The organism is Pseudomonas schmalbachii (assembly GCF_017589465.1).
GTDB lineage: Bacteria > Pseudomonadota > Gammaproteobacteria > Pseudomonadales > Pseudomonadaceae > Pseudomonas > Pseudomonas schmalbachii.
Map to the genome: position 1 here is coordinate 528,247 of NZ_JAELYA010000001.1, position 21,314 is coordinate 549,560.

The 21,314-nt window shown below is 64.1% G+C and carries 19 protein-coding genes; 12 read left to right on the forward strand and 7 right to left on the reverse strand.

Annotated features, from left to right (window positions below; translation table 11 throughout):
* Positions 1–98: 98 nt before the first annotated feature.
* Positions 99–1,454 carry a glutathione-disulfide reductase gene (gorA, locus tag JFY56_RS02185; protein ID WP_208311838.1) on the reverse strand — a complete coding sequence of 452 codons (1,356 nt, stop codon included), beginning with the start codon at positions 1,452–1,454 and terminating at the stop codon, positions 99–101.
* Positions 1,455–1,539: 85 nt separating this feature from the next.
* Here gorA and JFY56_RS02190 point away from each other — a divergent pair, with 85 nt between their 5' ends.
* Complete coding sequence (locus JFY56_RS02190) at positions 1,540–1,974, forward strand: VOC family protein (RefSeq protein WP_208311839.1); 435 nt, start codon at positions 1,540–1,542, stop codon at positions 1,972–1,974.
* Between the two features lie 124 nt (positions 1,975–2,098).
* Here JFY56_RS02190 and galU read toward each other — a convergent pair whose 3' ends face one another.
* Both galU and JFY56_RS02200 read right to left on the reverse strand, forming a co-directional pair.
* Positions 2,099–2,938 (reverse strand): UTP--glucose-1-phosphate uridylyltransferase GalU, encoded by an 840-nt coding sequence (galU, locus tag JFY56_RS02195; protein WP_208311840.1) that lies wholly within the window; start codon positions 2,936–2,938, stop codon positions 2,099–2,101.
* Between the two features lie 168 nt (positions 2,939–3,106).
* Entirely contained in the window at positions 3,107–3,508 is a 402-nt protein-coding gene (locus JFY56_RS02200; RefSeq protein ID WP_208311841.1) for a LexA family protein, read from the reverse strand.
* Between the two features lie 181 nt (positions 3,509–3,689).
* Between JFY56_RS02200 and JFY56_RS02205 the strand changes: the two genes are divergently transcribed.
* The 11 genes from JFY56_RS02205 to JFY56_RS02255 all read left to right on the forward strand — a co-directional run bounded on the left by JFY56_RS02205 (position 3,690) and on the right by JFY56_RS02255 (position 15,692).
* Positions 3,690–3,833 (forward strand): hypothetical protein, encoded by a 144-nt coding sequence (locus tag JFY56_RS02205; protein ID WP_208312532.1) that lies wholly within the window; start codon positions 3,690–3,692, stop codon positions 3,831–3,833.
* A 238-nt stretch (positions 3,834–4,071) separates the two neighbouring features.
* Entirely contained in the window at positions 4,072–5,613 is a 1,542-nt protein-coding gene (locus tag JFY56_RS02210; protein WP_208311842.1) for a nucleobase:cation symporter-2 family protein, read from the forward strand.
* 481 nt (positions 5,614–6,094) lie between these two features.
* Positions 6,095–7,546: a sodium:solute symporter family protein gene (locus tag JFY56_RS02215; RefSeq protein ID WP_208311843.1), complete on the forward strand. Its 1,452-nt coding sequence runs from the start codon at positions 6,095–6,097 to the stop codon at positions 7,544–7,546.
* A gap of 333 nt (positions 7,547–7,879) precedes the next feature.
* Complete coding sequence (locus tag JFY56_RS02220) at positions 7,880–9,031, forward strand: efflux RND transporter periplasmic adaptor subunit (protein WP_208311844.1); 1,152 nt, start codon at positions 7,880–7,882, stop codon at positions 9,029–9,031.
* Positions 9,028–9,711 carry an ABC transporter ATP-binding protein gene (locus JFY56_RS02225; protein WP_208311845.1) on the forward strand — a complete coding sequence of 228 codons (684 nt, stop codon included), beginning with the start codon at positions 9,028–9,030 and terminating at the stop codon, positions 9,709–9,711. The genes JFY56_RS02220 and JFY56_RS02225 overlap by 4 nt, the downstream gene beginning before the upstream one ends.
* On the forward strand, positions 9,711–10,916 hold the full coding sequence (locus tag JFY56_RS02230; RefSeq protein WP_208311846.1) for an ABC transporter permease: 1,206 nt from the start codon (positions 9,711–9,713) through the stop codon (positions 10,914–10,916). The genes JFY56_RS02225 and JFY56_RS02230 overlap by 1 nt, the downstream gene beginning before the upstream one ends.
* On the forward strand, positions 10,916–12,112 hold the full coding sequence (locus JFY56_RS02235; protein ID WP_208311847.1) for an ABC transporter permease: 1,197 nt from the start codon (positions 10,916–10,918) through the stop codon (positions 12,110–12,112). Before JFY56_RS02230 ends, JFY56_RS02235 begins: the two co-directional genes overlap by 1 nt.
* Before the next feature lie 232 nt (positions 12,113–12,344).
* Positions 12,345–12,848, forward strand: a complete 504-nt coding sequence (locus JFY56_RS02240; RefSeq protein WP_208311848.1) for a RipA family octameric membrane protein — start codon at positions 12,345–12,347, stop codon at positions 12,846–12,848.
* A gap of 197 nt (positions 12,849–13,045) precedes the next feature.
* Positions 13,046–14,203, forward strand: coding sequence for a thiolase C-terminal domain-containing protein (locus JFY56_RS02245; protein WP_208311849.1), 1,158 nt, complete (start codon positions 13,046–13,048; stop codon positions 14,201–14,203).
* Between the two features lie 219 nt (positions 14,204–14,422).
* Positions 14,423–15,190, forward strand: coding sequence for an SDR family oxidoreductase (locus tag JFY56_RS02250; RefSeq protein WP_208311850.1), 768 nt, complete (start codon positions 14,423–14,425; stop codon positions 15,188–15,190).
* A gap of 355 nt (positions 15,191–15,545) precedes the next feature.
* Positions 15,546–15,692, forward strand: coding sequence for a hypothetical protein (locus tag JFY56_RS02255; protein ID WP_208311851.1), 147 nt, complete (start codon positions 15,546–15,548; stop codon positions 15,690–15,692).
* Between the two features lie 55 nt (positions 15,693–15,747).
* Here the strand turns inward: JFY56_RS02255 and JFY56_RS02260 are convergent, their stop codons facing one another.
* The 4 genes from JFY56_RS02260 to JFY56_RS02275 all read right to left on the reverse strand — a co-directional run bounded on the left by JFY56_RS02260 (position 15,748) and on the right by JFY56_RS02275 (position 21,209).
* The gene (locus JFY56_RS02260) at positions 15,748–17,115 is read right to left on the reverse strand and encodes a DUF1329 domain-containing protein (RefSeq protein ID WP_208311852.1); all 1,368 of its coding nucleotides are present in this window, start codon (positions 17,113–17,115) and stop codon (positions 15,748–15,750) included.
* Positions 17,116–17,135: 20 nt separating this feature from the next.
* Positions 17,136–18,875 carry a DUF1302 domain-containing protein gene (locus JFY56_RS02265; RefSeq protein WP_208312492.1) on the reverse strand — a complete coding sequence of 580 codons (1,740 nt, stop codon included), beginning with the start codon at positions 18,873–18,875 and terminating at the stop codon, positions 17,136–17,138.
* A 138-nt stretch (positions 18,876–19,013) separates the two neighbouring features.
* Positions 19,014–19,379, reverse strand: a complete 366-nt coding sequence (locus JFY56_RS02270; RefSeq protein ID WP_208311853.1) for a c-type cytochrome — start codon at positions 19,377–19,379, stop codon at positions 19,014–19,016.
* Between the two features lie 381 nt (positions 19,380–19,760).
* Positions 19,761–21,209 carry an arylsulfatase gene (locus JFY56_RS02275; RefSeq protein ID WP_208311854.1) on the reverse strand — a complete coding sequence of 483 codons (1,449 nt, stop codon included), beginning with the start codon at positions 21,207–21,209 and terminating at the stop codon, positions 19,761–19,763.
* Between the last annotated feature and the right edge of the window lie 105 nt (positions 21,210–21,314).

The window sequence follows — 21,314 nt, forward strand, 5'->3', positions numbered from 1 at the left end:
AGCAGAATGACGTTGGGCTTTCATGGGTAGGGCGGGTGAAACCCGCCAACTCGAAGATGCCTTGTGGCGGGTTGCACCCGCCCTACGATCGACGGTCGCTATGCCACCGGGGTGCGCAGGGTGACGAATTCCTCGGCGGCGGTCGGGTGGATGCCGATGGTTTCGTCGAACACCCGCTTGGTCGCCCCGGCCTTCAGCGCCACGGCGATGCCCTGGAGAATCTCCCCGGCTTCCGGGCCGACCATGTGGCAGCCGAGCACCCTGTCGCTATCGGCATCGACCACCAGCTTCATCAGGGTCTTTTCCTGGCACTCGGTCAGGGTCAGCTTCATCGGGCGGAAACGGCTTTCGAAGACCTTCACCTTGTGCCCGGCGCTGCGCGCCTCTTCCTCGGTCAGGCCGACGGTGCCGATGTTCGGCAGGCTGAATACCGCCGTGGGGATCAGCTTGTAGTCCAGCGGACGGTACTCTTCCGGACGGAACAGGTGCCGCGCTACCGCCATGCCTTCGGCCAGCGCCACCGGGGTCAGCTGTACCCGGCCGATCACATCGCCGAGGGCACGAATCGACGGCTCGCTGGTGTGGTAGGCATCGTCGACCTTGATGAAACCCTTCTCATCCAGATCGACCGAGACGTTCTCCAGCCCCAGGTTGTCCAGCATCGGCCGGCGCCCGGTGGCGTAGAACACACAGTCGGCCTCCAGCACGCGGCCATCCTTGAGGGTGGCGGCCAGCGTGCCGTCCGCCTGTTTCTCGATGCGTGCGATGTCGCTGTTGAACTGCAGGTTCATGCCCTTCTTGCCCAACTCGTCGCGCAGGTGCTCGCGCACGCTGCGGTCGAAACCGCGCAGGAACAGCTCGCGGCGATACAGCAGGGTGGTCTGCGCGCCCAGGCCATGGAAGATCGAGGCGAACTCCACAGCGATATAGCCACCGCCAACCACCAGCACGCGGCGCGGCAGTTGTTCGAGGAAGAACGCCTCGTTGGAGCTGATCGCATGTTCCTTGCCGGGAATATCCGGAATCTGCGGCCAGCCGCCGGTGGCGATGAGGATGTTGGCGGTGCGGAAGCGCTGGCCGTCGACCTCCACCGTGTGCGCGTCGCAGATGCGCGCGTGACCTTCCAGCAGGGTCACCCCGCTGTTCACCAGCAGGTTGCGGTAGACGCCGTTGAGACGCTGGATTTCGCGGTTCTTGTTGGCGATCAGGGTCGGCCAGTCGAAGGTCGCTTTTTCCAGGCTCCAGCCGAAGCCGGCGGACTGTTCGAAGTCCTCATGGAAGTGCGCTCCGTAGACCAGCAGCTTCTTCGGCACGCAGCCCACGTTCACACAGGTGCCGCCCAGGTAGCGGCTTTCCGCCACCGCCACCTTCGCGCCGAATCCGGCGGCGAAACGCGCGGCACGCACGCCGCCGGAACCGGCGCCAATCACGAACAGGTCGAAATCGAAAGACATCATCGTTCTCCGCAGGCAATTGCCGGGCAGCATACCTTATCCGGACTGGCCTATCCTGCGGGGAGACCCTGCTGGAGGAGCCGCCATGCGCCCTACCCTGACTCATCTGGCCCTGCACGTTCCGGACCTGGACGCCTGCATCGCATTCTACGAAGACTTTTGCGGCATGCGCGTGATCCATCAGCGCGAAGGCAAGGGCTCGCGGATCGTCTGGATGGCGGAGCCGGGCAAGGAGCACAGCTTCATTTTCGTCATCATGCCCGGCGGCGAATCCCGCCATCTGGCCGAGGACGACTACAGCCACTTCGGCTTCGCCGTGGACAGCCACGAAGCGGTGGACGCCATCGCCGCCAGGGCCGCCGAGGCCGGCTGCCTGATCTGGGCGCCGCGCCAGGAGCCTTATCCGGTTGGCTATTACTGCGGCGTTCGTGATCCAAGTGGTAATTACGTGGAGTTCAGTTACGGCCAGCCGCTGGGGCCGGGATCGGAGGCCATGCCGATTCCTGAACGCAGCCCGTAGGTTGGGCTGAGCGCAGCGAAGCCCAACGGTGCCATAGCTCGGCAGATGTTGAGCTTCGCTGCGCTCAGCGCCAACCTACAAATGAAAAAGCCACCCGAAGGTGGCTTTTTCGCAACAGGCGGGCTCAGTGCGCCTTGCCGGTCTTGTACAGGTGCTCGTAGCAGAAGTTGGTCGCGTCGATGTAACCCTCGGCGCTGCCGCAGTCGAAACGCTTGCCCTTGAACTTGTACGCCAGCACGCAACCGTCCTGGGCCTGCTTCATCAGGGCGTCGGTGATCTGGATTTCACCGCCCTTGCCCGGCTCGGTCTGTTCGATCAGGTCGAAGATGTCCGGAGTCAGGATGTAGCGACCGATGATCGCCAGGTTGGACGGCGCATCTTCAGGATTGGGTTTCTCGACCATGTTGTTCACGCGGAAGATGTCGTCGCGGATCATCTCGCCGGCGATCACGCCGTACTTGTTGGTCTCTTCCGGCGGCACTTCCTGGATCGCCACGATGGAGCAGCGGAACTGGTTGTACAGCTTGACCATCTGCCGGAGGACGCTGTCGCCTTCCAGATTCAGGCACAGGTCGTCCGCCAGGACCACGGCGAACGGCTCGTCGCCGATCAGCGGGCGGCCGGTGAGGATCGCATGGCCCAGGCCCTTCATTTCGATCTGGCGGGTATAGGAGAAGGTGCACTCGTCGATCAGGCGACGGATGCCGACCAGGTATTTTTCCTTGTCGGTGTTGCGGATCTGGCTTTCCAGCTCGTAGCTGATGTCGAAGTGGTCTTCCAGGGCGCGCTTGCCACGACCAGTGACGATGCCGATCTCGGACAGGCCTGCTTCGAGGGCCTCTTCAACGGCGTACTGGATCAGCGGCTTGTTGACCACCGGCAGCATTTCCTTGGGCATGGCCTTGGTGGCCGGGAGGAAGCGAGTGCCGTAGCCGGCAGCCGGGAACAGACATTTCTTGATCATGGGGGTCCTTCAGGGTGGACGTATGTGCCAGGTGCGCGAAGTCTAATGAGGCCGGGCACGCCTTACAATGCCCGCCCTCACTGGCATTGACCGGGGACAGAACAGCTGTCGCGCCCGATTCTGACCGCCCGGACAGTCGACGGTTCAACAGCGCCGCCGACCGCACCCTCAATCGCCGGCCGCATGCCGGTGCAGGTTCCAGCGCACCACGCCCCAGATCGACAGCTCGTCGCCCTCGGCGATGCGGATCGCCGGGTAGCGGTCATTGGCCGCCAGCAGGGCGAACTGCCCGTCGATGATGCCCAGCCGGCGGACCATCGGCTCCCCGTTCACCGCCGCCACCACGATCTCGCCGGCGGACGCCAGCAGCGAGCGGTCCACCACCAGCAGGTCGTCGTCATGAATGCCGGCGCCTGTCATCCCATCGCCATGTGCGCGGACTATGTAGGTATGGGAGCCGCCCAGGTCGAGCAGCGAATCCAGCGATACGCCCCCACCTGCCGGCACGGCAGCGGAAAACGGGAAGGCTGGAGCGGTGGAAGCGGATGCCAGGCATGCGGAGGCAGACATTGTCGGTTACCTGCAACGAATACTGTATATTCATACAGATAACAGAAGAAAGCAGGCCTGACAAGCGGCTCTTGGGCTGCATATGGCCAGATGCGACCATTCGGCTGCAGCCGTTGTCCGGCCAAAAGGCTGGGCTACCCTTACTGGGGCGAGGGCTATCAAGATGAATCCCGGTACGTTCGTGACACTCCTGATTCTCGGCTGGTTGCTGCTGGCTGCCGTCACCCTGTGGGCACTGCTGCGGGTGCATCGGCGCAAGGCCAAGCTGCACAAGGCCCTGGGCGCCACGGAAGAACGCTCGCGCCACCCTGCCGTTCCGCACTGACTGGCCTCGGCCCGCCCTCTCCTCCTCTCTCCTTCTTCTATAGGTCGCCGGTTACGCGGATCACTGCACCATCGGCGCGCCCATGCCGCTATCGGCCGCTCGATTCGTGGAAAGCCTGCCGGCAATCCGGTGAAACGCTTTCTGACGCACGGACAAAATTTTGTATACAAAGTCGTAGCCAATCACTTATTTCTTTGTCTACAGTAGCCGCACAACAATAAACATGAGCGTACCACCCATGAAAACGCCTTCTGCTGGAACGGCTTCCGTGCAACGTCCGGAAGACGAGAATCTCGGTATCGGTGCAAACATGGCCTATGGCCTGCAGCATGTTCTGACGATGTATGGTGGGATAGTCGCAGTACCCCTGATCCTCGGCCAGGCGGCCGGTCTGTCGCCCAGCGACATCGGCCTGCTGATCGCGGCCTCGCTGTTCGCCGGTGGTGTGGCGACGCTGCTGCAGACCCTCGGCATTCCCTTCTTCGGTTGCAAGCTGCCGCTGGTCCAGGGCGTTTCCTTCGCTGGCGTGGCGACGATGATCGCCATCCTCGGCGGCGGTTATGAAGGCGGCGGCATACCCGCGGTGCTCGGCGCGGTCATGGCGGCCTCCTTCATAGGGCTGCTGATAACGCCGATCTTCTCGCGCATCACCAAGTTCTTCCCGCCGCTGGTCACCGGCGTGGTGATCACCACCATCGGCCTGACGCTGATGCCGGTGGCCGCCCGCTGGGCCATGGGCGGCAACAGCCAGGCGCCGGACTTCGGCAGCATGTCCAACATCGGCCTGGCGGCGTTCACGCTGGCCGTCGTGCTGCTGCTGAGCAAGCTCGGCAGCGCTTCCATCTCGCGGCTGTCGATCCTGCTGGCGATGATCATCGGCACGCTTGTCGCTGCGGCGCTGGGCATGACCGACTTCTCCAGGGTCGCCCAGGGCCCGATGATGGCGTTCCCGACGCCCTTCCACTTCGGCATGCCGACCTTCCACATCGCCGCGATCATCTCGATGTGCATCGTGATCATGGTGACCCTGGTGGAAACCTCGGCCGACATCCTCGCCGTGGGTGAAATCATCGAGACCAAGGTGGACTCCCGCCGCCTCGGCGACGGCCTGCGCGCCGACATGCTGTCGAGCCTGCTGGCGCCGATCTTCGGCTCCTTCACCCAGAGCGCCTTCGCCCAGAACGTCGGCCTGGTCGCCGTCACCGGCGTGAAGAGCCGCTTCGTGGTGGCCACCGGCGGCCTGTTCCTGATCACCCTCGGCCTGCTGCCGGTGATGGGCCGGGTGATCGCGGCGGTGCCGACCTCCGTCCTCGGCGGCGCCGGCGTCGTGCTGTTCGGCACCGTGGCGGCGAGCGGCATCCGCACGCTGTCGAAGGTGGACTACCGCAACAACATGAACCTGATCATCGTCGCCACCTCCCTCGGCTTCGGCATGATCCCGATCGCCGCTCCGCACTTCTACGAGCACTTCCCGAGCTGGTTCGCCACCATCTTCCACTCCGGCATCAGCTCCGCCGCAGTGATGGCCATCGTGCTGAACCTGCTGTTCAACCACGTCAAGGCCGGCAACTCCGACCAGCAGTCGGTCTTCGTCGCCGCCAGCGACCGCACCCTGCGCTACCAGGACATCGCCGCGCTGAACGATGGCGACTACTTCCAGAACGGCAAGCTGTACGACGCCGACGGCAAGGAGGTGCAGATCGTCGACGACGAGCACGGCCACCACGCCCCGGAGTCCCGACGGCAGGGAATGCCGGCGACTGAAGGCAGCCATGCCTAGCGGCAGCTGAAACGAACGGGACCCCGCCAATTGGCGGGGTCTTTGTTTTTGCAGTCGTAGGTTGGCGCTGAGCTTGCGAAGCCCAACATTTGCCAGGCCATTGCAGTGTTGGGCTTCACTTCGTTCAGCGCCAACCTACGAACACGCCGTTCTGTTTCTACAACACCACATGTAAAAAATATCTGACCAACGCATACGACACTCTCTAGTCAACCCCAACAAATCAGCCGCTTACGAAACAGAACAATCGCTCGTCCGTCATTTTTTTCGTTCATCGACCATCTAATCGTTTGACATATTTTACGAGTTTGGCAGACTGCCCGACCGTTGTAGTAAGTGGTTACGCTTTCCTTGCGTGCTGGCTCCAGCACACCCGCCGCCCGCTTGCGACACACAAACAAAAACAACTCAGTCAGTCGCGGCGCCCCTGCCCAAGCCACGCTCGGCGGGACGGTGTCGGACGCGCCAACGGAAAGTACAAATGCTGATCTGGTTTGTAGCGGTATACCTGCTGATCACTGTCGCTGTCGGCTTCTACGCCACCACCCGCGTGCACAACTCCTCGGACTACGCTGCCGCTGGCCGGAGCATGTCCTTCCCCCTCGTCGTCACCATGGTGTTCGCCACCTGGTTCGGTTCCGAAGCCGTGCTGGGCATTCCGGCGACGTTCCTCGAAGAAGGTTTCGCCGGGATCGTCGAAGATCCGTTCGGCTCCTTCGGCTGCCTGATGCTGGTCGGCCTCATCTTTGCCCGTCCGCTCTACCGCCTGAACCTGCTCACCATCGGCGACTTCTTCCGCAAGCGCTTCGGCCAGCACGTGGAAATCTTCACCAGCCTGGTGATCATCATCTCCTACATGGGCTGGGTCGCCGCGCAGATCACCGCGCTGGGCGTGGTCTTCAGCGTGCTGTCCGACGGCGCACTGACCACCACCCAGGGCATGATGATCGGCGCCACCATCGTTCTGCTGCATACCCTGTTCGGCGGCATGTGGTCCGTTGCGCTGACCGACTTCCTGCAGATGATCATCATCGTCGCCGGCCTGTTCTACCTGGTCTGGCTGATCGGCGACATGGCTGGCGGTCCGGTCAATGTGATCAGCCACGCCGCCAGCGAAGGCAAGTTCACCTTCCTGCACGGCACCTCGGCCAAGGACATCGTCGCCTTCCTGGGAGCGGCGGTGACCATGATGTTCGGCTCGATTCCGCAGCAGGACGTCTATGCCCGCGTAATGTCGGCCAAGACCGAGAAGATCGCCTCGCGCGCCACCATGACCGGTGCCTGCTGCTACCTGGTCTTCTGCATGCTGCCGATCTTCCTGATCTACGCCGGCTCGATGATCGAACCGGAGATGGTCAAGCACTGGCTGGCCGAAGACTCGCAGCAGATCCTGCCGCACCTGATCCTGGAACGTACCCCGCTGTTCGCCCAGATCATGTTCTTCGGCGCCCTGCTCTCGGCAATCATGTCCTCCGCCTCGGGCGCCCTGCTGGCCCCGTCGGTGACCCTGACCGAGAACATCGTCAAGCACTTCCTGCCCAACATGACCGACCGCCAGGCCCTGCTGGCCATGCGTTGCAGCGTGCTGGCAATGACCCTCGCCACCTGCGTGTTCGCGCTGTACTCCACCGCGAGCATCTACGAGATGGTCGGCAACGCCTACAAGGTGACCCTGGTCGCCGCCGTGGTGCCGCTGTTCTTCGGTCTGTTCTGGAAGCGCGCCACCACCCAGGGCGCCCTGACCGCCATCGCATGCGGCCTGCTCACCTGGGTATCGCTGGAAATCGGCCATCAGGAAGGCGACTTCTGGCCGCCGCAGCTGGTTGGCCTGATCTGCAGCGCCGTCGGCATGATCGTCGGCTCCCTGGCCCCGCAGTTCAGCAAGCACCGCGGCGAGAGCGTCTCGGCCATGGCTGCCGCAGCCGGTAACTGAGTTGCAATGAAGAAGCCCCGCCTCGTGCGGGGCTTTTTCATTTCCGTCTCGGTAACGGTTGATACCGCCTGCTGGGCAGGGTGGTCACGAGCCCTGCGCACAAATAAATAGTCATTTATTTGACCATTGTGATTAATTTATCTTCCATTCGTCGGATATTTGACTCTTTTCCGTTACACCCATCTCCCTCCCTTCTGCAGCAACTCCTTGATTTGCAAGCCTCGCCGCGCACAAGCGGTGGGTCCGCCGAGCAAACGTCCGCGTTAAGCCAGCGAAACAGCAGTTTGGGCTGACCTAGACTCAGCCCATTGGCTCCCAGCGGAGGCGATCAGCATGCGCAAGTTGTTGATAGTCGTTCCTATTTTCGCCCTGGCGGCAGGCGTCACGGGCTTCTGGACCCGCCCCGATCCGGTGCCGGTCCGGCTGGCCGAAGTGAGCAGCGGACCGGTGGAAACCCTGGTCGCCAATACCCGCGCCGGCACCGTCAAGGCCTGCCGCCGCTCGAATCTCTCGTTCAAGATCGGCGGGCAGGTCAGCGAACTGCTGATCCAGCCCGGACAGCGGGTGAAAGCCGGCGACGTACTCATGCGCCTGCGCCAGGACGACCTGCAGGCACGCGCCGACGAAGCCCACGCCCGCCTCGACGACCAGCGCAACCTGCGCGAGCAGCGCTGCCAACAGGCCCTGCGCGACGGCCGCGACCTGCAGCGCCTGACCCACCTGGCCGAGCGCAACCTCGCCTCCCGAGACCTGCTCGACCAGAGCGCCACCCGCGCCCGCCTCTCGCGCCTGCAATGCGATGGTGCCGCCGCGCGCATCCGCGAAGCCGAGGCCGCGCTCGACCTGCAGCTCTCCCTGCTCGACCAGGCCACCCTGCGCGCGCCCTTCTCCGGCGTGGTGGCGGAAATCAACGGCGAGCTGGGCGAAGTGGTCACCCCTTCCCCGCCGGGCATCCCCACGCCGCCGGCGGTGGACCTGATCGACGACCAGTGCCTTTATGTGGAAGCGCCGATCGACGAAGTGGACGCCGCCCGCGTACGTCCGGGCATGCCGGTACGCATCACCCTGGATGCCCTCGGCGAGCGCAGCTTCGAAGGCGAAGTCGCGCGCATCGCGCCCTTCGTCCGCGAACTGGAGAAGCAGGCGCGCACCGTCGACGTCGAAGTGCGTTTCGCCCGCCTGCCGAAGGACGTGCCGCTGCTGAGCGGCTACAGCGCCGACGTGGAAATCCTCCTGCAGCAGCACCCGCGCACCCTGCGCGTGCCGACCGAGAGCGTGCTCGACGGCGGCCGCGTACTGCGCCTGGACCCCGCCAGCGGTCATCTGCGCGAACGGAAGGTCGAGATCGGCCTGACCAACTGGCGCTGGAGCGAAGTCACCGCCGGGCTGGATGCCGGCGACAGGGTGATCGCCGGCCATGACCGCGAGGGAGTGCGGGACGGCGCCCTGGTGACCGCCCTCGACACACGGGAGAACACGCAATGATCCACCTGCGCCAGATCAGCCGTTCCTTCCACCTTGGCGAGCAGCAGGTGCCCGGTCTCGACGCCATCGACCTGGATGTCGCCGAGGGCGAATACCTGGCGATCACCGGTCCATCCGGCTCGGGCAAGTCAACCCTGCTGAACATCCTCGGCCTGCTCGACGCGCCTGACTGCGGCGAATTCTGGCTGCGCGGCGAAGCCACCGCCGCCCTCGACGAAGCCCGCCGTGCCGCCCTACGCAGCGAGCGGATCGGCTTCGTATTCCAGGCTTTCCACCTCATCCCGCGCCTGACCGCCCTCGACAACATCGAACTGCCCATGCTGCTCGCCGGCATTCCTCCCGCCGAACGACGCCAGCGCAGCCTGGCATTGGCCGAGCGTCTGGGACTGCAAAGACACCTGCAGCACCATCCCGGTGAACTGTCCGGCGGCCAGCGCCAGCGCGTCGCCATCGCCCGCGCCGTGGTGATGCGGCCGAGCCTGCTGCTGGCCGACGAACCGACCGGCAACCTCGACAGCCAGTCCGGCAACGAGGTCATGGGCCTGCTGGAAGAACTCAACCGCGACGGACTGACCCTGATCCTCGTTACCCACGACCTCCAGCACGCCGCCCGCGCCCACCGCCGCGTACAGATGTGCGACGGACACATTTTCGAGGAAGCCTGGGCAGGAGCCGCCTGATGCGCGGCGAGGATGTCTGCCATCTGTGCCTGGCCACCGTGCGCAGCCATCGCACGCGCAGCGCCATGCTGCTGCTGGCCGTCGGCATCGGCGTCCTCGCGGTGAACCTGCTGACCGGTCTCGGCGAGGGCGCGCGCGCCTATGTGCTCGGCGAACTCGGCCTGCTCGGGCGCAACGTGCTGATCGTCCTCCCCGGGCGCAACGAAACCACCGGCGGCATGCCACCGGTCAGCGGCACCTCCGCACGCGACCTGACCCGCGCCGACGCCGCCGCACTGGCCCGCCTGCCCGGCGTACGCCATGTCGCCCCGGTACATGCCGGGCACATGGAAATCAGCCAGGGCAATCTGCGCCGCGAAGCGCTGACCGTCGGCACCACCGCCGCCTTCTTCGCCATCCGCAAACTCAGCCTCGCCCAGGGCCGCGCGCTGCCGGAGCGCGACAGCGGCCGGGTCGAGGATGTCTGCGTGCTCGGCGCCCGCCTGCGCGCCGAACTGTTCGGCAGCCGCACTGCCCTCGGCCAATGGCTGCGTGCCGGAGACCGGCGCCTGCGGGTGGTCGGCATCCTGGCCGCTTCCGGCGAATCGCTGGGCATGGATATCGACCAGGCACTGCTGATCCCGGTAGCCAGCGCCGAAGCGCTGTTCAACCGTAGCGGCCTGCTGCGGGTATTCGTCGAGACCAGCGCGCAGATCGACAGCACCCGCGAACGAATCCGCGCGCTGCTGGCGGAGCGGCACCAGGGCGAGGAGGACGTCACCCTGGTCAGCCAGGATTCGCTGCTGGCCGGCTTCGACCGCATCCTCTCCGCGCTGACCCTGGCACTGGCCGCCATCGCCGCCATCAGCCTGCTGGTCGCCGGCCTGCTGATCATGAACGTCACCTGGATCGCCGTGATGCAGCGCAGCGCGGAGATCGGCCTGCTCAAGGCCATCGGCGCCAGCACCGCTCATATCCGCGCCCTGATCCTCGGCGAAGCCGCCCTGCTCGCCCTGCTCGGCGCCGCTGGCGGACTGGCGCTCGGCGAGTGCCTGCTGTGGATCGGCCGCCTGTTCAGCGCGCTTCCTTTATATAGCCCGTGGTGGGCCCGCCTCGGCGCCCCGGCCCTGGCGCTGGCCGCCGCGCTGCTGTTCGCCTGGCTGCCGGCCGCGCACGCCGCGCGCCTCGCCCCGGTCCAGACCCTGCGCCCGGCGCGGAGCGGCTGATGCGCTGGGACGACGGCCTGCGACTGTGCAGCCTGGCGCTGCTCGAACGGCCGCTGCGCAGCCTGCTGTCATTGCTCGGCGTGGCCATCGGCATCTCCGCCGTGGTGGTCCTCACCGCCATCGGCGAAGGCCTGCGCGGCCGGGTGCTGGAAGGCTTCTCGCAGTTCGGCACGCGGGTGATCACCGTACGCCCCGGCCGCATGCAGACAGGCGGCCTCGGCGGCCTGCTCGCCGGCACCCGCCCGCTGAGCATCGCCGACGCCGAAGCGCTGCGCCGCCTGCCCCATGTGCAGGCGGTGCTGCCGATCATCCACGGCAACGGCGACATCGAGGCACCCGAGCGCTCCCGCCGCGTCGATATCTACGGCACCGGCGCCGACCTCGTCCGCGCCTGGCAGGTCCGCATGGCACTCGGCCGCTTCCTCCCGCCGGCCAACGACGGCCGCTCGCCGCCCAACGTGGTCCTCGGCCACCGCCTCAGCCAGGAACTGTTCGGCGCAGCGAATCCGCTGGGCCAGCGGGTGCGGGTCGGCGGCATGCGCTTTCGCGTCATCGGCGTGCTGGAAAGGAAAGGCAACCTGCTCGGCTTCGACCTCGACGACATCGCCTACATCCCGGTGGACTGGGCCGAGCAATTGTTCAACCGCGAGGGACTGGTCAAGGCCCAGGTACTGTTCGACGAGAGCATCCAGGCCCCGGTCTTCGTCGAGCAGGTACGGGAGCTGCTGGTGGCGCGACACCGCCAGGAAGACTTCACCCTCACCGCCCAGGACACCCTGCTCGGCAGCCTCAACCGCATGCTCGCCGCCCTCACCCTCGGCGTCGCCACGCTGGGCGGTATCTCGCTGCTGGTCGGTGCGGTGGGCATCCTGACGGTCATGACCACGGCGGTCAGCGAGCGGACAGCGGAAATCGGCCTGCTGCGCTCGCTGGGCGGTTCGCCTGGGCAGGTGCTTGGGTTGTTTCTTGGCGAAGCGATTCTGCTGTCACTGGCGGGAGGATTGCTCGGGCTTGCTCTAAGCGCAGTATTGCTGGGTGGGCTGCATCTTCTGGCTCCGGGACTGCCGCTTGCACTCAATCCGTCGCTGGCGCTGATTGCGCTGGTCCTCGCTGCAGTGGTTGGGGTGCTGGCCGGATTCACCCCGGCACGCCATGCCGCGCGGTTGCAGCCGGTGGAGGCGTTGAGGTGTGAATAGATCAGGACTCAATGCGAAGGACTGTAGCGATTCTGCAACGTCAGATCCTTCCGCCGAGAAGCAATGGAGATATTTGTCCGCCACTTAATACGCAGAAAATCTCATTTGGAGGAAAAAATAACGCTCTCTTCTTTCACCATAGCAACCTTAGAGTCAAAAATTATTCGACTCTATTTTCGCACCTCGTAAAGCCACATAGCAACCATAAAATATTTACAGAACGAGGCCCTACATGAACAACACAAACCAGACACAAGATAAAGAAGCAAGGGATGATATATTTCGCACCTACGCCTGGAATTACTTCACACTTCATGCAGACCAGCGAATAAAGTCATTTCAACTTTACATCACTCTCTGCACTGCCATAAGCGGCGGCGCCACCTTACTTATGAAAGATGAAAAAACACCCCTTTGGTCGGCAGCTTATGGAATTTTGCTTATAGTACTTTCCATTATATTTTGGCTAATTGATAAACGAACCAGACAACTGCTCGAAAATGCAAAGGCAGCATTAAAGACCCTAGATCTACAGCATAATTTGCCAAAAGTTGAAAATATGCCACACCCCTGTTGCATAATCCCTCGAGAAGAAGCACTAAAAAAAGACCGCCCTTGGTATAAGAGCTACACATATACCAACTGCTTCTGGGGTGTATTCTCACTCTTTTCAGCCCTTGGCTTTGTTTATTGTGTTTTTATTCTGTATCAAAATTTTTGCCCAATGAAATTTTAGCACTCAACTACAGGAAATAATTCACGGCTTTCTACTCTACCTAAAGGATGGATTGGCGTAGGGTGGACAACGCTCTGCTTGTCCACCATTGCCTTGAATCCCACGCCGTAGCCCCAATCCCACCCGTTCCTAGTAGTGCCCTGGCACCCCCGATTCGCCTATCTTGGCCGGCATCGAATTTTTGAGGCCGATCAACCATGAAACATCGCGTCAACGTCCTGGGTGTAGGGGTCACACAGCTCAGCCTGCCGGGCGCTGCGCCGGATGTGGTGGCTCTGGCTTCCGAAGCCAGTCGTCTGGCTCTCGCCGATGCGGGCATCAATCATGAGCAGGTCAAGAGCGCGTATGCCGGTTTCGCCGGGGGCAATCTCCAGCGCGGGTGCGGCGTGCAGGGCATGGATCTGATCGACATGCCCGGTGTCAGCGCGATGACCTTGGGCTGCGCGACTGCCGCGTTCTCGCTGGGCCGGCAGGTGATCGAGTCGGGCTCGGCGGACTGCGTGCTGGTTATCGGTGCCGAAGCGCTCGAAGCGAACGCAGAAGAGCTGGATTCTGCCTTCGCCGGCCGCCTGCCCGCCTTGAGCAAGGCCCACACGCTGGGCAACGAGCCGCTGGCGCAGCAGATCCTCGCCGGTGCCGCGCGGGAGTACATCGAACGCCATGGCGCCAGCACGGAGAGCTTCGCCAGTGTGGCCCTGAAGGCCCACCGGCACGCCAGCCGCAACTCGCAGGCACTCCATGCGCAACGGATCACGCTGGACGATGTGCTGGACTCCGAAGCGCTCATCGACCCGTTGACCCGCCTGCAATCCAGCCAGCACGTCAATGGCGCGGCGGCGGTGATACTGTGCTCGGACGCGTTCCTCAGCAAGATCGGCGACAACCGGCCGGTACGTATCGTCGCGCAGGCGATTGGCCGGGAACCATTAGGCGCCACTGGCGACAGCTTTACCTGGGCCTCCGGCCATGAACTGAATGCGGCGACGGCTCGACAGGCGTATGAGCAGGCCGGGTTCGGGCCGGAAGAAATCGACGTCTGCGAGCTGGACGACACCACTTCCGCCAGCGAGCTGCTGGCCTACGAGGCGCTCGGCTTCTGCCCGGAAGGCGGAGCCGGGAAGTTCATCGCGGACGGCGGCAACACCTACGGCGGCGCCGTGGTGATCAACCCGTCGGGCGGCGCGCTCGCTGGCGGCAATGCCCGCGGCGCGACCCCGCTGGCCCAGTGCGCCGAGCTGGTCCGGCAGTTGCGCGGGAGCGCCGGGGAGCGTCAGGTGGAAGGCGCGAGAACCGCATTGCAACAGTGTATCGGTCTGAGCGGTGCGAGCCTGGTGACCATCTACCAGTGCGATTGACCAGGGCGGTGGAAAACGCTTCGCGGTTTTCCACCCTACCCGGGGTCACGTCTGCGTAGGGTGGACAACGCTCTGCTTGTCCACCGCCCCTCGCCTTTCGTGACTTGAACTCAAATATCCTTTTCCCTGTCCCGCATTCCACATGGGTATCGCTCAACCCATCCTCCGGGTGTACCGTCACGAGTCCGAACAGCACACTCACCCGGACAGGAATGACACATGGATCTTGGAATCGAAGGCCGCTGGGCGGTGGTCTGCGCGGCCAGCAAGGGGCTCGGCAAGGGCTGCGCCCGGGCGCTGGCCCGCGAGGGCGTCAATCTGGTGATCAATGCCCGCGGCGCGGAAGCGCTGGAAGCCACCGCGCAGGAGCTCCGCCAGCTCAACCCGGCTATCGAGGTGCGCAGCGTCGCCGGTGACGTCGGCCAGCCCGATGTTCGCGCTGCCCTGCTTGCCGCCTGCCCGCAGGTGGACATCCTGATCAACAACGCTGGCGGGCCGCCTCCCGGTGACTTCCGCGACTGGCAGCGCGAGGATTGGCTGCGCGCGCTGGAGCTGAACATGCTGACGCCCATCGAACTGATCAAGGCGACGGTGGACGGCATGGCCGAGCGCGGCTTCGGCCGGGTTGTGAACATCACCTCGTCCGCGGTGAAAGCACCCATCGACATCCTCGGCCTGTCCAACGGCGCGCGCAGCGGCCTCACCGGCTTCGTCGCCGGACTGGCGCGGCAGCCGCGGCTGGCCGGACGCAACGTGACCATCAACGCCCTGCTGCCCGGCTCATTCGATACCGACCGCCTGCGCAGCACCCTGGGCGACGATCCGGAAACCGCTGCCGCCGAAAGCATCAAGGCCATCCCGGCTGGTCGCTTCGGCACCCCCGAGGAGTTCGGCGCATTCTGCGCCTTCATCTGCAGCGCCCATGCCGGCTACCTGACCGGGCAGAACCTGTTGCTCGATGGCGGAGCGTATCCGGGGGCCTATTGACACCCCATAGGTGGACAAGCGGAGCGTTGTCCACCCTACGAACTGAAACTCATACCTGTAGGAGCCAGCTTGCTGGCAATCAGCCTTGCTCGCCGGCAGCATCGACATGTGTATGAAACTCTGGATCGCCAGCAAGAACTAGGCGTCCCCCTGGCTCCTACAGGTCCGGTGTGTTGTTGTTTCCCGGAGTAAAAAAACGGCGCGCCACCGTTTCCGGTGGGCGCACCGAGAATTCGGAACGGGCGCTGGCCGCGCTGCATGTGCAGGCGTTCGACCGCAAGCACCTGGGTGCGCTGGTCGACCTGCTGTCGGCCGCCATCCTGGAGGAGAGGCCCCACAGCGCAAGCGCAAGGCCGTGGAGGCCGGGTACGAGCAGGGTCTGGTCCGCATACTCATCGACGAAGGTCCGCTGACCGAGAAGCTGCACCGGCGACTGACCGAGGAAAAGGCAGTCAAGGGCGAGGTACTGGTGTGGGCGCGCAATCACAATCTGATCGAGTGAACATCCGCTGGGCTGCCGGCGACATTGCGCCGTCGGCAGCCCGTCGCTGTGGCGATCAGCGCATGCCGTCGGTACGCAGCGCTGCCGGGGTGAAGTCGAAGGTCTTGGCCTTGAAGCCGTATTCGGTGCTGCGCGGCTCCTCGTTGCGCAGGCCGAGCACAAGGTAGCGGCCGGCGTTCAGGTCATACAGCGCCTCGGCTGCCAGGTAGGTGGCCTGCTGGTCGTAGCGGTATAGCGCGTGGCCCTCGCCGACCCGCCACAGCTGGCCGCGACCGTCGTAGTGATCGACCTCGGCGATCTGCCAGGTGTCCTCGTCGATGTACATGTGGCGCTTGGCATAGATATGGCGCTCGCCCTGCCTGAGGGTCGCGACCACTTCCCATACGCGGTGCAGCTCGTAACGGGTGTGGTCCGGGTTGATGTGGCCGGCCTTGATGATGTCGTCGTACTTCAGGGCCCTGGATTCCAGCTGGTAGCTGTTGTACGGGATGTACAGCTCCTTCTTGCCAATCAGTTTCCAGTCGTAGCGGTCCGGCGCGCCGTTGAACATGTCGAGGTTGTCCGCCGTGCGCAGGCCGTCTGCAGCCGTGCCCGGGCCGTCGTAGGCGACCTGGGGAGCGCGGCGCACGCGGCGCTGGCCGGCGTTGTAGACCCACGCCAGGCGCGGTTCGGTGAGCTGGTCCAGCGTCTCGTGGGCAAGCACCACGGTACCGGCGAGACGCGCGGGTGCAGTGACGCGCTGCTTCACGAAGTACAGCAGGTTGTCCTTGCGCTCGACGGGTAGGTCGGGGATCTGCTTCGGATAGACCTGCTCCTCCTCGAAGCGCACCGCCGTGTAGGCGCCGTTGGCCTGCGGGGTGGCCTGGACGTAGCTGCGCTTGTAGTTGCCGCCGAGATAGCGGGTGACGTGGTTCCACACCACCTCCACGCCATTCTTCGGAATCGGGAAGGCGTAGTAACCGCTTTCGGCGAAATGGCTCAGGCCGTTGCCGTCATTCACCGGCTGTACGTTCAGGGCGCTCTGCTTCGCCGCTTCCATGATCGCCGGCGGCACGCTCGCCGCGCGGTGGGTCGGATACACCGGGATGCGGTAGGTCTGCGGGTAACGCTTGAACATCGCCATCTGGCCGTCGGTCAGGTTGGCGCGGTACTGCTCGGCGTTGGCGCTGGTGATGACGAACAGCGGTTTCTCATTGGCGAACGGGTCGGTGAGGAAGCCATTGGCCTGGACCGGCGCGGCATCCTTCGGCAGTCCGCCGGTCCAGGCCGGAATGGTGCCGGCGGCGTTGCCTGCCTTCTCGGCGCCGAGCGGAGTCAGGCTGGTGCCGAGCTTCGCCGCTTCGACCGCCGGAACGGCCGCCATTACCTGGCTGGCCAGGAGGGTGAGCGCGAGGATGCAGCTCTTCGTGATGATCGTGTGCATGGTTCTTTTCCTGACTGGCCTTAGAAGTTCACGCCGAAGCTCAGCGAGACGAAATCGCGGTCGACGTCGGTGTTGAAGTCGCCACCGAAGTTGTTGGTGTAACTGAGGCTGGCGGTGTAGGTGTTGCGGTAGTCGGCGTCGAGCCCCAGGCCGACCGACTTGGCGCCCTCGTTGAATACCGGGCCGTAGCCGTCGACGTCGTGCGACCAGAACAGGTTCGGCACCAGGTTCACGCCGGCGAACACGTCGCTGTACTTCAGGTTGGTGAAGACGCGGTAGCCCCAGGAGTTTTCGGTGAAGTAGCCGTGACGGCCACCCTGGGTGATGTCGCCGAACACCGAGTCGCGGCCGTAGCGCTGCTTGTCCAGGGATTCCAGGCCGCCGATGTGGGTCACGCCGAACTCGGCGGCGACACTCAGCGAATCGGCGCCCAGCACCGGGTCGAACAGATGCAGGACGGTGGTCTGCGCCTGGGTGACTTCCTTGCGCTTCCAGCCCTGGAGGACCTGGCCTTCCTCGGCCTGGACGGTCGGCTCGATGTCGCTGCCGGTAAGGGCGCGGAAGGTCGGGTTCAGCGCGCCACCGAACAGGTCGGCGGTGTTGATCGACACCGGCAGGTTCGGCCGGTAGCTGATCTCGCCGCTCCATGCGGTACCCGTGGGCAGCGTGGTGGCGAAGCTAAGGCCATACAGGTGGATGTCTTCCGGGTAGTCCAGGAAGTACGTGGTGTTGCCGGCGCCGGTGGCCAGACCCAGGGCAAACGCCAGGTCCGGATCGCTCGCTGCCAGGTCGGCGAAGCCCGGATCGTTCTGGATGAAATTGGTCACGCCACTGGCGGTGCGCAGGCTGAATTTCGGCGCGCGCGAGTGGTAGTTGATGTAGTAGGCGCCGTATTCCGCGCCTTCGCCGAGCCAGTGCATGGCGAAGCCGTACTGGCCGCTGTCGCGCGGGTCGTTGTTCTTCTCGCGGCCGACGACCACGCCTTCGGGATCGGTGATGTCGAAGCCAAGGCCGGCATTGGCGGCGATGGGCTGCAGCGGACGGATGGCGGCCAAGCCACCGTTCAGGTTCCTGTTGCAGCCCTTGGCGACCGGGTCCGCGCCGAAGAAGGTGCCACAGTTATCCAGCGCGTAGGGTTTCCACTCCAGCTGGTAGAAGGCCTCAAGGTTCAGGCTGTCGGTCAGGCTCTGGGACATGTAGAACATGTTGACCGGAATCAGCCCTTCCTTGAGCTCCGAGCCGGGGCGACGCAGGGCGGCCACGTCCAGCGGGTTGATCGAGTTGATCGAGTTGCCGATGAACAGGCTCTCGCCCCAGCTCAGTACCTGCTGGCCGACGCGAACGTTGCCGGGGCGTTCGGCGATCTCGTATTTCTGCGAAACGAACGCATCGAGGAACTCCGCGCCGGACGAGCGCGCGGACATCTCGCGGCCGTCATCGCTGATCTGCTTGAACGGGCGATCCTCGTCCTTCAGTTCGAAGTCGTACCAGTACTTGCCACGCACGAAGACGCTGGTGTCCTGGTAGCGCAGTTCGAGATCGTGCACGCCCTTGAAGATCTTCGAGAAGGTTTCGCCCTTGTCGAAGTTCAGGCGGCCGTCATCGCCGGATGACGAAAAACCGTTGCCTCCGTTGGTGACGTCGATCAGGTCCTGGGACGAGCTCTGGGTCTGCCAGCTGGCGCCAATCGACAGTGCCGAGTCGAACTGGCCATGGACTTCCCCAATGTCAAAAGAGACGGCGAATGCCGGAGCAGTCATCGCCGCCGAAACTGCCGCTGCCAGCAGGCAGCGCTTGTAGGTAGTGATACGCACTGATTTTTCCTTGTTGTCGTTGAGTCACGTATCGGGCGGGGATGTTGGCGCTCCCTGCCCTGTCGCCTGTATCCCAGGCGAGGCTCAGCCGTGGTTCTGCAGGTAGCAGATCACGGCCTGGCGCTCCTCGGCCTTGCGCAGGCCGCCGAAGGCCATGGAGGTTTCGGGGAACATCCTTGCGGGGGCGGTCAGCCAGTGATCGAGTCGTTCGAGACTCCAGGTATCGTTCGCGCCGGCGAGGTCGGAGGAATAGGTGTATCCCTTCACCGCGCCGATCGGCCGGCCGACCACCCCTTGCAGATGCGGGCCGACACGATCGGCATCCAGCGCATGGCAGGCGCTGCACTTGGTCTGGAAAACTTGCGGGCCGTTGGCGCAGTCGGCGGCATGAGCGGCGAAGCCGATGGCCAGCATGGCGCTGCCGGCGAACAGGTGAGTCAGGTACTGCATGGAGAGGTTCCCCAGTTGGATTTCACGGAGAACCTAAGGTGGCATTCGGCGGGCAATCGATAATTGCTGAGGTACGCCAGAGATTTGCCATTGGGTGCCAATCGGGAAGCATCCCTGGGTATAGCTTCGCTCAACGCCAGTCTACGTAGCTGAGTACGACTGATGCCTCGGAACTGTGGGAGCAACTGTCTTGCGACTGAAGGTGCTTTTGTAGGGTGGACAACGCGAAGCTTGTCCACCTCCCCGTCGCACTGCGCTTGATGGTGGAAAAGGCTTCGCCGTTTTCCACCCTACGGTCTGTGTGTAGGTTGGCGTTGAGCGAAGCGATACCCAACACGTTGGATTTCGCGACGCCGGAAGACCAGGCCAAATGGAGAGGGATCAGTGCGGTGGCACGTAAGGATCAGGCGCTCCACTCTCGATCGGCGGGTACTTTGCAAAGCTCGCCTTGAGCTGGCCGGCGATACCCATCATTCGAGGCAGGGCCCAGGTATTTTCCAGCATCACATTATTCTCCTCGCGCAGGTCGGTCAGCAGGTTGTAGAGGCGCGGTATCGCCAACGGCACCGCCGGGTCGTACATGTTGTCCTGCTGGATGAGCTGCAGCTTCCAGTTGCGCCACTTGATGGCCGACAGGCGATCGGCCACGTAGGCCGGGAAGCCTTCACGATTGGAGTTCTGCTGCTTGCCGGTGAGGAAATCCATCTGGTCCACCCCGTCCACTGCACGGTCGCTCGGGACCTCGGCGCCGCCGACATGGGCGAGCGTCGGGTAAAGATCGACGATGTGGACGATCTCGTTGCTCACCCGACCGGCCGGCACATGCCCCGGCCAGCGCATGATGAACGGCGCCCGCAGGCTGGCCTCCATGGCAGTGAAATATGTGCCACGCCAGGGGCCGTTGGCGCCCTCCCACGGGTGCGTGGCTTCGCCGCCGTTGTCGCTGGCGAGGATCACCAGGGTGTTCTGCTCGACGCCGGCGGCCTTCAGGGCATCGAGGATCTGGCCGGCACGGTGGTCCACTTCGGCCAGGGCGTCGGCCCAGGAGCCATTGCCGGTCTTGCCGACGAATGCGGGATTCGGCAGCGTCGGCATGTGTACGAGGGAGAAGGGAATGTAGGCAAGGAAGGGTTTGCCAGCCTCTGCATTGCGCTTGATGAAGGCCGTCGCCCGCTCGGTGATCTCTTCGTCCAGGGTGCGTTTGCTGGCGAGATCGAGCTTCTTGACCTTGCGCGCGGCCTCGCCCTTGCGAGCCTCGTAGATGTACTGCGCAGGCACCAGTTTTTCGTCCCAGCCCTGCTTGCTACCGATGCTCGGTAATACACCGTTGCTCTCGTCGGCGTTGGACCACATGACTTCGTCGTAGGTACGTGGCACGCCATACCACTCATCGAAGCCCTGGTTGGTCGGGAAGCGTGCTTCGCTGCTGCCGAGGTGCCACTTGCCCCAGATGCCGGTGGCATACCCCTTCTCGGACAGCAGTTCCGCCAGGGTGACTTCCCAGAGCGTCAGGCCATCCGGCGAACCGACGCGCGGGACCTTGTAGGTACCGGAACGGATCGAGAAACGCCCCGTCATCAGCGCCGAACGGGAGGGGGTGCATTGTGCCTCGACGTTGAAGTTGGTCAGGCGCACACCCTCGGCGGCCAACTGGTCGATGCGCGGCGTTTCGGCACCGCGCAATACCCCGCCGCCATAGACCCCCAGCTCGCCGTAGCCGAGGTTGTCGTAAAGCATGACGACGATGTTTGGTGGGGGCGTGGTCGCGCAGGCGAATGGGCTTGTCAGCAGTGCGCCCAATAGCGCCAGGCACGACAGACGGGATTTCATGAGTCTTCCTCCGGGTGCTACCGGTTGATGGAAAGAGAATAGGTAGCTTGCAAGGACGGTAGCGGGGACAGAAGGGCAAGAATCTTCTTCCTGCGCCACGGAATT

What these genes read in the sequence shown, in the direction of transcription:
- JFY56_RS02260 (WP_208311852.1), bottom strand. Translation starts at nt 17,115, where the DNA reads ATGCACACGATCATCACGAAGAGCTGCATCCTCGCGCTCACCCTCCTG.
- JFY56_RS02215 (WP_208311843.1), top strand. Translation starts at nt 6,095, where the DNA reads ATGCTGATCTGGTTTGTAGCGGTATACCTGCTGATCACTGTCGCTGTC.
- JFY56_RS02220 (WP_208311844.1), top strand. Translation starts at nt 7,880, where the DNA reads ATGCGCAAGTTGTTGATAGTCGTTCCTATTTTCGCCCTGGCGGCAGGC.
- galU (WP_208311840.1), bottom strand. Translation starts at nt 2,938, where the DNA reads ATGATCAAGAAATGTCTGTTCCCGGCTGCCGGCTACGGCACTCGCTTC.
- JFY56_RS02230 (WP_208311846.1), top strand. Translation starts at nt 9,711, where the DNA reads ATGCGCGGCGAGGATGTCTGCCATCTGTGCCTGGCCACCGTGCGCAGC.
- JFY56_RS02250 (WP_208311850.1), top strand. Translation starts at nt 14,423, where the DNA reads ATGGATCTTGGAATCGAAGGCCGCTGGGCGGTGGTCTGCGCGGCCAGC.
- JFY56_RS02210 (WP_208311842.1), top strand. Translation starts at nt 4,072, where the DNA reads ATGAAAACGCCTTCTGCTGGAACGGCTTCCGTGCAACGTCCGGAAGAC.
- JFY56_RS02265 (WP_208312492.1), bottom strand. Translation starts at nt 18,875, where the DNA reads ATGACTGCTCCGGCATTCGCCGTCTCTTTTGACATTGGGGAAGTCCAT.
- JFY56_RS02275 (WP_208311854.1), bottom strand. Translation starts at nt 21,209, where the DNA reads ATGAAATCCCGTCTGTCGTGCCTGGCGCTATTGGGCGCACTGCTGACA.
- JFY56_RS02245 (WP_208311849.1), top strand. Translation starts at nt 13,046, where the DNA reads ATGAAACATCGCGTCAACGTCCTGGGTGTAGGGGTCACACAGCTCAGC.
- JFY56_RS02200 (WP_208311841.1), bottom strand. Translation starts at nt 3,508, where the DNA reads ATGTCTGCCTCCGCATGCCTGGCATCCGCTTCCACCGCTCCAGCCTTC.
- JFY56_RS02225 (WP_208311845.1), top strand. Translation starts at nt 9,028, where the DNA reads ATGATCCACCTGCGCCAGATCAGCCGTTCCTTCCACCTTGGCGAGCAG.
- JFY56_RS02190 (WP_208311839.1), top strand. Translation starts at nt 1,540, where the DNA reads ATGCGCCCTACCCTGACTCATCTGGCCCTGCACGTTCCGGACCTGGAC.
- gorA (WP_208311838.1), bottom strand. Translation starts at nt 1,454, where the DNA reads ATGTCTTTCGATTTCGACCTGTTCGTGATTGGCGCCGGTTCCGGCGGC.
- JFY56_RS02240 (WP_208311848.1), top strand. Translation starts at nt 12,345, where the DNA reads ATGAACAACACAAACCAGACACAAGATAAAGAAGCAAGGGATGATATA.
- JFY56_RS02270 (WP_208311853.1), bottom strand. Translation starts at nt 19,379, where the DNA reads ATGCAGTACCTGACTCACCTGTTCGCCGGCAGCGCCATGCTGGCCATC.
- JFY56_RS02235 (WP_208311847.1), top strand. Translation starts at nt 10,916, where the DNA reads ATGCGCTGGGACGACGGCCTGCGACTGTGCAGCCTGGCGCTGCTCGAA.